Origin of the sequence: Paenibacillus sp. P22, assembly GCF_000469945.2 — a bacterium.
Taxonomy (GTDB): Bacteria; Bacillota; Bacilli; order Paenibacillales; family Paenibacillaceae; genus Paenibacillus_O; species Paenibacillus_O humicus.
Window position 1 is genome coordinate 36619 of record NZ_CBRA020000029.1, and the last position, 6651, is coordinate 43269.

General features: G+C 53.1%; 6 protein-coding genes, 18 tRNA genes and 1 rRNA gene. 1 reads left to right on the plus strand and 24 read right to left on the minus strand.

Annotation, left to right across the window (positions count from 1 at the left end; all coding sequences use genetic code 11):
• Positions 1–14 precede the first annotated feature (14 nt).
• The 5 genes from BN871_RS06480 to BN871_RS06500 all read right to left on the minus strand — a co-directional run bounded on the left by BN871_RS06480 (position 15) and on the right by BN871_RS06500 (position 3404).
• The gene (locus BN871_RS06480; protein ID WP_048745075.1) at positions 15–1007 is read right to left on the minus strand and encodes a sensor histidine kinase; all 993 of its coding nucleotides are present in this window, start codon (positions 1005–1007) and stop codon (positions 15–17) included.
• A 139-nt stretch (positions 1008–1146) separates the two neighbouring features.
• Positions 1147–1860 (minus strand): PspA/IM30 family protein, encoded by a 714-nt coding sequence (locus BN871_RS06485; RefSeq protein WP_048745076.1) that lies wholly within the window; start codon positions 1858–1860, stop codon positions 1147–1149.
• Between the two features lie 4 nt (positions 1861–1864).
• Positions 1865–2353, minus strand: a complete 489-nt coding sequence (locus BN871_RS06490; protein WP_021879191.1) for a PspC domain-containing protein — start codon at positions 2351–2353, stop codon at positions 1865–1867.
• A 4-nt stretch (positions 2354–2357) separates the two neighbouring features.
• Positions 2358–3038 (minus strand): PspA/IM30 family protein, encoded by a 681-nt coding sequence (locus BN871_RS06495; protein ID WP_048745077.1) that lies wholly within the window; start codon positions 3036–3038, stop codon positions 2358–2360.
• A gap of 69 nt (positions 3039–3107) precedes the next feature.
• Positions 3108–3404 (minus strand): LiaF transmembrane domain-containing protein, encoded by a 297-nt coding sequence (locus tag BN871_RS06500; RefSeq protein WP_021879193.1) that lies wholly within the window; start codon positions 3402–3404, stop codon positions 3108–3110.
• A 228-nt stretch (positions 3405–3632) separates the two neighbouring features.
• On the opposite strand from BN871_RS06500, the gene BN871_RS06505 reads away from it, so the two are divergent.
• Positions 3633–4607 carry an alpha/beta fold hydrolase gene (locus tag BN871_RS06505; RefSeq protein ID WP_048745078.1) on the plus strand — a complete coding sequence of 325 codons (975 nt, stop codon included), beginning with the start codon at positions 3633–3635 and terminating at the stop codon, positions 4605–4607.
• A 71-nt stretch (positions 4608–4678) separates the two neighbouring features.
• Here the strand turns inward: BN871_RS06505 and BN871_RS06510 are convergent.
• The 19 genes from BN871_RS06510 to BN871_RS06600 all read right to left on the minus strand — a co-directional run.
• Positions 4679–4761: transfer RNA gene (locus BN871_RS06510), tRNA-Leu, on the minus strand.
• A 75-nt stretch (positions 4762–4836) separates the two neighbouring features.
• Positions 4837–4913, minus strand: a tRNA-Arg gene (locus BN871_RS06515).
• A 13-nt stretch (positions 4914–4926) separates the two neighbouring features.
• A tRNA-Cys gene (locus BN871_RS06520) sits at positions 4927–5000 on the minus strand.
• 7 nt (positions 5001–5007) lie between these two features.
• Positions 5008–5082 (minus strand) — tRNA-Gly (locus tag BN871_RS06525).
• A gap of 7 nt (positions 5083–5089) precedes the next feature.
• Positions 5090–5164, minus strand: a tRNA-Gln gene (locus BN871_RS06530).
• An 8-nt stretch (positions 5165–5172) separates the two neighbouring features.
• A tRNA-His gene (locus BN871_RS06535) sits at positions 5173–5248 on the minus strand.
• 5 nt (positions 5249–5253) lie between these two features.
• Positions 5254–5327, minus strand: a tRNA-Trp gene (locus BN871_RS06540).
• Positions 5328–5333: 6 nt separating this feature from the next.
• Positions 5334–5419: transfer RNA gene (locus BN871_RS06545), tRNA-Tyr, on the minus strand.
• A 7-nt stretch (positions 5420–5426) separates the two neighbouring features.
• Positions 5427–5502 (minus strand) — tRNA-Thr (locus BN871_RS06550).
• A 21-nt stretch (positions 5503–5523) separates the two neighbouring features.
• Positions 5524–5599 (minus strand) — tRNA-Phe (locus BN871_RS06555).
• 22 nt (positions 5600–5621) lie between these two features.
• A tRNA-Asp gene (locus BN871_RS06560) sits at positions 5622–5698 on the minus strand.
• Between the two features lie 4 nt (positions 5699–5702).
• A tRNA-Met gene (locus BN871_RS06565) sits at positions 5703–5779 on the minus strand.
• A 9-nt stretch (positions 5780–5788) separates the two neighbouring features.
• Positions 5789–5864, minus strand: a tRNA-Val gene (locus BN871_RS06570).
• Positions 5865–5868: 4 nt separating this feature from the next.
• Positions 5869–5943: transfer RNA gene (locus BN871_RS06575), tRNA-Glu, on the minus strand.
• A 14-nt stretch (positions 5944–5957) separates the two neighbouring features.
• Positions 5958–6045, minus strand: a tRNA-Ser gene (locus tag BN871_RS06580).
• A gap of 18 nt (positions 6046–6063) precedes the next feature.
• Positions 6064–6151 (minus strand) — tRNA-Ser (locus BN871_RS06585).
• Positions 6152–6154: 3 nt separating this feature from the next.
• Positions 6155–6230: transfer RNA gene (locus tag BN871_RS06590), tRNA-Asn, on the minus strand.
• 7 nt (positions 6231–6237) lie between these two features.
• Positions 6238–6313 (minus strand) — tRNA-Ala (locus BN871_RS06595).
• Positions 6314–6512: 199 nt separating this feature from the next.
• Positions 6513–6651: ribosomal RNA gene (locus BN871_RS06600) — 23S ribosomal RNA — on the minus strand; the annotation flags it as partial.

Consider the following 6651-nt stretch of genomic DNA (forward strand, 5'->3'; position numbering starts at 1 on the left):
CGGCATGCTCATGGTTAGAATCCGCCCTTTCCGTCTTCCAGGGGAAGCCACATTTCAATGGCCGTTCCTTCGCCCGGAGCCGTATGAATTTGTATGTTGCCGCCAAGCTCATGAATCCGTTCTTCCATCGTCAGCAAACCATAGGAGGCCTGTTTCTTTTCTTCCAGATCGAAGCCGACGCCATTATCGGCAAAGCTCAGCTTGGCTTTGGCTCCATCCCGCTCCAGCCTCATGACCATCTTGCTGGCCTTGGCATGGCGCAGGGCGTTGGACAACGCCTCTTGCGCAATCCGGAACAAATGGTCCTCGGCGCTGGGGCGGAACAGAATGGTCGAATCCACATCAACCGTGATGTCCATCGGGACTTTCGCTTTCAGCTCTCCAACCAGCCGTTCGAGCGCCTGGGCCAAGTTTTTGCCATCCAAATGAACGGGACGCAAATGCAGCAGAAGCGCTCTCATTTCGGACTGGGCCACGGCCGCCATCTCCTCGATCAGCTGCACCTGCCTGCGTGCGCGCTCCCAATCCTTCTCGATCGTCCGGCTTACCGCCGTTGCGGTCATGGATATGGCGAACAGCTGCTGGCTCACGGCGTCATGGAGTTCGCGAGCCAGGCGCTGCCGCTCTTCGATGACAGCGGTGAACTTGACCTGCTCCCGCCACTCCTCCTGCTCCTCGGTTTCTTCCGGGCGTGCTCCCTCTCCTTCGGGAGAATGCGGAATCGTAATCGATTTGCGCCTGCTCTGCTGCTGGTTCAGCTTGCGGAGAGCTTCTCTAAGCTTGGACGTCTGGAGGTAGCTGTTCAGCACAGCCCCGGCGAGCGCAGCCGCGATGACCGCCAGCCCGTATAAGGCCCCTTTTCCTTGTATGGCAAAGAATTCGACATATCCGGTTCCTTGCAGCACGATGAGCAGCAGTCCAAGAATGATAAGCAGCCACAGTACCGTTTCAAGAACGTTTTTCTTTGTAGGTCCCTGACCCTTTCCTGGAGGCTTTTTGGCAGCCACAGCGATACTCCCCCTTCTTTCTCTCTCTACTTTACCTTTCCGGCGTCAACGGTTCAAGCGTTCCTCCGCCGCAAGCAAACAAGCCTCGGAACCCGGCGGCTGCGCCGCCATGTCCGAGGCTTGCGAAAGCAAAGCTTAATTAATTCGCTGCGTCTTCTTGTGCAGCAGCTGCCTGAGGAGGATTCAGCTTGTTTTTGAGCTGCTGCAGCTGTTCTTCTACCTTCAGCTGATTCTCCGGACGGATGGATGCAGCTCCCTCCGCTTTATAGCCGCTTCCGTAAGGTCTGCGGAGAACATCGGCTTCGGCTTCCATCTGCATGATTTTCTCTTCCATGCGGCCGAATCCACGGGATGCAGTGCCTGTATCAAGGGAGCCGACATTGGCGGAAGCCTGAGACATCTGCTTTTTCGCCTTGGCCATTTGAGCACGGGCGGCCAGCTCGTTGCGTTTGTTGCGGAGCTGGTAATACTCGTCCTTCATGCCGTACAGCTGCTGCTTCAGCTCGTCGGCTTGGCTCTTCGCTTCCAGATGAAGCTGGCTGTATTCTTGCACCTTCTCCTCGAAATACAGCTTCTCTTCCAAAAGCTTGCGGGCAAGATCCTCTTGGCCGGAACGAAGCGCCGTTTCCGCTTTGCTGTCACGATCCGAGGCGCTTCTTGCCGCTTCGTCAAAGCGCTGCTGCATGCGGCGCTCGTTGGCCATTTGCTTGGCTACCGTAACCTCGGCCTGGTGGATTTCCTGCTCCATGTCGCGGAGGTACTGGTTCAGCATAACGACCGGATCTTCCATTTTATCCAGCGCCTCGTGCATTGAAGCTTTTGTAATATCTTTCAGGCGTTTGAAAATACCCATGTTGTTATTCTCCCTTCTCATACTTCGAAAGTTTGGCTTTCAGTTCTTCCAGCTCGTTGCGCAGAGCTTTCTTCTCCAGGTCATCCATCATCTTGTCCAAGTCTGCCTGGCGGTTGCTGTCGGACTGCCATCCTGCCGTTGTCGGACCTTCCTGGTATTGCGGAGGGTTGCGGTAAGGGCCGCCATGCTGGCCGCCTCCTGCGCCTTGGCCGAATCCGGGGCGGCCCGGATCGTTGTTTCCTCCGTAGAAGTCGCCGCCCCGTCCATTCTGATAAGACCCGAAGTTTCCTGGAGGAAACTGGTTATAGTCATGCTCCTTCGGAATGACCAGCGCCGCCAGGATATAGATGACAATGGCTGCGCCGCTAGTGCAGACGGCAAGGATGATCGTCAGAATACGAAGCAGATTGGCATCTACATTGAAGTAATCCGACAGCCCGCCGCATAATCCGAACAGAACTTTTTTGCGTCTGGAGCGATATAATTGCTTCATGATGTTAGGTTCCTCCTTGTCCCAGCTTTCTCTTCAGCTGTTCCAATTCCATTTCTACCGCCGATTGGTAGGAAGAGTTTCCACCATGACCTGCGGTACCTTCGCTGCGAAGATCCCTGAGGCTGCGGGCTTCGTGCTCCATATCCGTGATCCGGTCGTCAAGCCTGCGGAACATGCCGTCAGGTTTGCCGCCGGGCTGGCCGGATACGGCTCCTGTGTAACGGGCGTTCATACGCTGCTGCAGCTTCAAGGATTCCATACGGGCCGAATAGTACTCTCGCTTGTCATACACGATCTGGTACTCGCTTCTCATCTCCTGAAGATTTCTTTCCAGGTTTTCCACGCTCTGGCGGCCTTGCTCGTACAGATCGCGATACTGCCGGGCGCGTTCCTCTGCGGATGCTTTCTCATGAAGGGCTATGCGGGCCAGCTGCTCTTCACCGGCTTTGAGTGCGGTAACGGCTTGCTGCTCCCGCTTTTCCTTCTGCTGCTCAGCGGTGAGCCATTGCATTTTCAATTGCTGGTTATGGGAAGAATACTGCTGATACAGACGCTCCGATTGAATGATCTCTTCCCGTGTCGACCACAGGAACTGATCGATCAGCCGTACCGGATCTTCCGCTTTCTCCAGGTGCTCGTTCAGCGTTGCGATCGTTATGTCTCTGACCCTGCGGATAATACTCATATTTGTCCTCCTCTAGCCGGTTGCTCTTCTTTCTTTCGTTTTTCTTTCGTTTCGTTTTTCTTTCTTTCGTTAATGAAGCCTTTTTCCTTTAAAGAGGGAGACTCCCCATACGATCAGTCCCACTGCGAACAGCAGCATGATCAGAGGCGTTAATTTTCCAAGCAGCCAGATGGCTCCTACGAAGAGAAGAACTCCGCCTACGATCCGGTTGCCGTTCCTCCAGCCGATGACTCCAAGTCCCAGAACAATAAGAGGGAAGATCAAGGATACGGCCCAGCTGATCAAATGACCTAAACCGAGAAATTTCATGGCCAGCAATGCGCCCGCCACAACCAAAATGATGCCTACCGTTGAATTGCGTTTCATCTCTGATTGCCACCGCCTTTCGATTCGCGAATATGCTCTCTTGCTTATGTCCTTATTTTAGGCCATCCCGGCAAAGTTCAAAACGGACTTGCGAACGTTTCTGTACCTGGACTCAGGTCGGGGAGGGTCTCCGTCCTGGAATTGGGAAGGATTGCGACCTGCTTAAGACAAGCCTGAAACGGTCGAATTCAGAGGTCCATATTTGAGGGATACAGGTATATACTAGTAATGAAGAAGGGCTATATCCAGGCAAGGGGTGCAGCTATGGAGTCCACCGTCGAGCATGATTCCTATTTCATTGATTCCGCAACAAAACCCAAACGGCTCCATGTAATGGAATGGCGCCCGTCCGGGACAGCTAGAGGCATCATTCAATTAAGCCATGGCATGGCCGAACACGTCGGAAGGTATGACTCTTTTGCAAGGGAGATGGCCCATGACGGATACATCCTTATCGGCCATGACCACATCGGACATGGTCGGTCTGCAGCAGCAGGCGGGTTAGGCCATATGCCGGCCTCGGGAGGATGGCAGGAGGCATCCATGGACCTTCAGCGAATAGCGCTTCATGCGAAGGATCGGTTTCCGGAACTGCCACTCCTATTATTCGGTCATAGCATGGGCTCTTTTCTTGCGAGAACCTGCCTGATCGATGCTCCGGACTTATGGCAGGCTTGCATTTTGAGCGGGACAGCCTGGAATCCTGCCTTTGCGTTGGCGGCAGGCCAAACCTTGATTCGGCTTGAGATGATGCTGAGAGGTGAGCATGCCCGTTCCGAGCTGTTGAACAAAATCATTTTCGGTTCCTACAACAAGAAATTCAAGCCCAATCGAACCCGTCATGACTGGCTTTCGGTAGATGAAGGCAATGTTGACCGTTATATGGCGGACCCGTATTGCGGATTCATCCCTTCCGTCGGGTTTTTCAGCAGCTTGATTGCAACCGGAATTCCCTACATCCAAAATCAAATGCATCTGGCTAAAATGAACAAAACGATGCCTGTATACTTCTTTTCCGGCGCCGATGATCCGGTCGGCCAGTATGGCAAAGGTGTTGAACGTACGTTCCAAGCTTTTTTGGATGCCGGGATGAGAAACGTCACGATGAAGCTTTACCCCGATGTCCGTCATGAGGCTATACAAGAATGGAATCGGAAAGAAATTCGGGAAGATCTCCGGCTTTGGCTGAGTTCCAACCTTTAATGCTTCTTTTCATGGATGCGAAAGAAAAAGGCTTGCAGAACCGCATAAGCGATTCTACAAGCCTTTTGGAATGCTGGTGAAGGGACTCGAACCCCCACTCCGTCTCCGGAAGCGGATTTTGAGTCCGCCGCGTCTGCCATTCCGCCACACCAGCACATATAAAATTTCCTCTTCACTCTATATATTCAAGAGGCAGAGGAATCAAACTTCATTTTAAATGGAGATAAAATGGCGTGCCCTAAGAGATTCGAACTCCTGACCTTTTGATTCGTAGTCAAATGCTCTATCCAGCTGAGCTAAGGGCACACGTTAGATAAGATGGAGGCGCCACCCAGACTCGAACTGGGGGTAGAGCTTTTGCAGAGCTCTGCCTTACCACTTGGCTATGGCGCCACAAAATTGGAGCGGAAGACGGGAATCGAACCCGCGACCCTCGCCTTGGCAAGGCGATGCTCTACCGCTGAGCCACTTCCGCAAATAAATGGCTGGGGATTCAGGGATCGAACCTGAGAATGACGGAGTCAAAGTCCGTTGCCTTACCGCTTGGCTAATCCCCAACAAAACATGGGGCGATCGAGGGGAATTGAACCCCCGAATGCCGGAACCACAATCCGGTGCGTTAACCACTTCGCCACGATCGCCATACTGGCAGGGGCAGCAGGAATTGAACCCACACTAACGGTTTTGGAGACCGCTGTTCTACCTTTAAACTATGCCCCTAAAAACTGGTGGAGGATGATGGATTCGAACCACCGAACTCGTCAGAGAACAGATTTACAGTCTGCTGCGTTTGGCCACTTCGCTAATCCTCCAAAAAAATGGTGCCGCCGAGAGGACTTGAACCCCCAACCTACTGATTACAAGTCAGTTGCTCTACCAGTTGAGCTACAGCGGCATATTCAATTATCAAAAAACATGGTGGCTCGGGACGGAATCGAACCGCCGACACAAGGATTTTCAGTCCTTTGCTCTACCAACTGAGCTACCGAGCCCGAATGCTTATTGAAAATAAAATGGCGGAGCTGACGGGATTCGAACCCGCGGTCTCCTGCGTGACAGGCAGGCATGTTAGGCCTCTACACCACAGCTCCATATTGGTTGCGGGGACAGGATTTGAACCTGTGACCTTCGGGTTATGAGCCCGACGAGCTACCGGACTGCTCCACCCCGCGGTAGTTGAATGGTGGAAGCTGAGGGGATCGAACCCCCGACCCTCTGCTTGTAAGGCAGATGCTCTCCCAGCTGAGCTAAGCTTCCATGATGGTGACCCGTAGGGGATTCGAACCCCTGTTACCTCCGTGAAAGGGAGGTGTCTTAACCCCTTGACCAACGGGCCTTGATTGAAAAGAACGGAGAGAGAGGGATTCGAACCCTCGCACCACTTACGCAGTCTAACCCCTTAGCAGAGGGTCCCCTTGAGCCACTTGGGTATCTCTCCAAACGAAAAGTCTTGCTACGGAGAAGGAGGGATTCGAACCCTCGATACGCGATTAACGTATACACGATTTCCAATCGTGCTCCTTCGACCACTCGGACACTTCTCCATATGGCTCCCCGAACAGGACTCGAACCTGTGACAACTCGATTAACAGTCGAGTGCTCTACCAACTGAGCTATCAGGGAAAATACTTGGTGGAGCCAAGGAGGATCGAACTCCTGACCTCCTGCTTGCAAGGCAGGCGCTCTCCCAGCTGAGCTATGGCCCCATGTTCTATGTATTGAATCATCGAACACCAGGTATAAACAGGCTTTCAAGCTTGCGCCTTGAAAACTGGATCGAATCAATATGTTGGATGCTGAGTCCATTCGTGCTTCTTACATGGCTAGCGAATCGTACGGAGATTCATCTCGCCATGTCTCGCCAACGTTCATCGTCTTGCGACGATATCCCGTAGGCTTGATCCATAGGATAAGCCCTCGACCGATTAGTATTCGTCAGCTGCACGCATTGCTGCGCTTCCACCCCGAACCTATCAACCTGGTCGTCTACCAGGGGTCTTACATACTGGGAAATCTCATGCTTGAGGGGGCTTCGCGCTTAGAT

Bases quoted from the DNA above. Each gene is read 5' to 3' on its own strand.
- BN871_RS06505 (WP_048745078.1), top strand. From the start codon at position 3,633: ATGAAGAAGGGCTATATCCAGGCAAGGGGTGCAGCTATGGAGTCCACC.
- BN871_RS06500 (WP_021879193.1), bottom strand. From the start codon at position 3,404: ATGAAACGCAATTCAACGGTAGGCATCATTTTGGTTGTGGCGGGCGCA.
- BN871_RS06495 (WP_048745077.1), bottom strand. From the start codon at position 3,038: ATGAGTATTATCCGCAGGGTCAGAGACATAACGATCGCAACGCTGAAC.
- BN871_RS06490 (WP_021879191.1), bottom strand. From the start codon at position 2,353: ATGAAGCAATTATATCGCTCCAGACGCAAAAAAGTTCTGTTCGGATTA.
- BN871_RS06485 (WP_048745076.1), bottom strand. From the start codon at position 1,860: ATGGGTATTTTCAAACGCCTGAAAGATATTACAAAAGCTTCAATGCAC.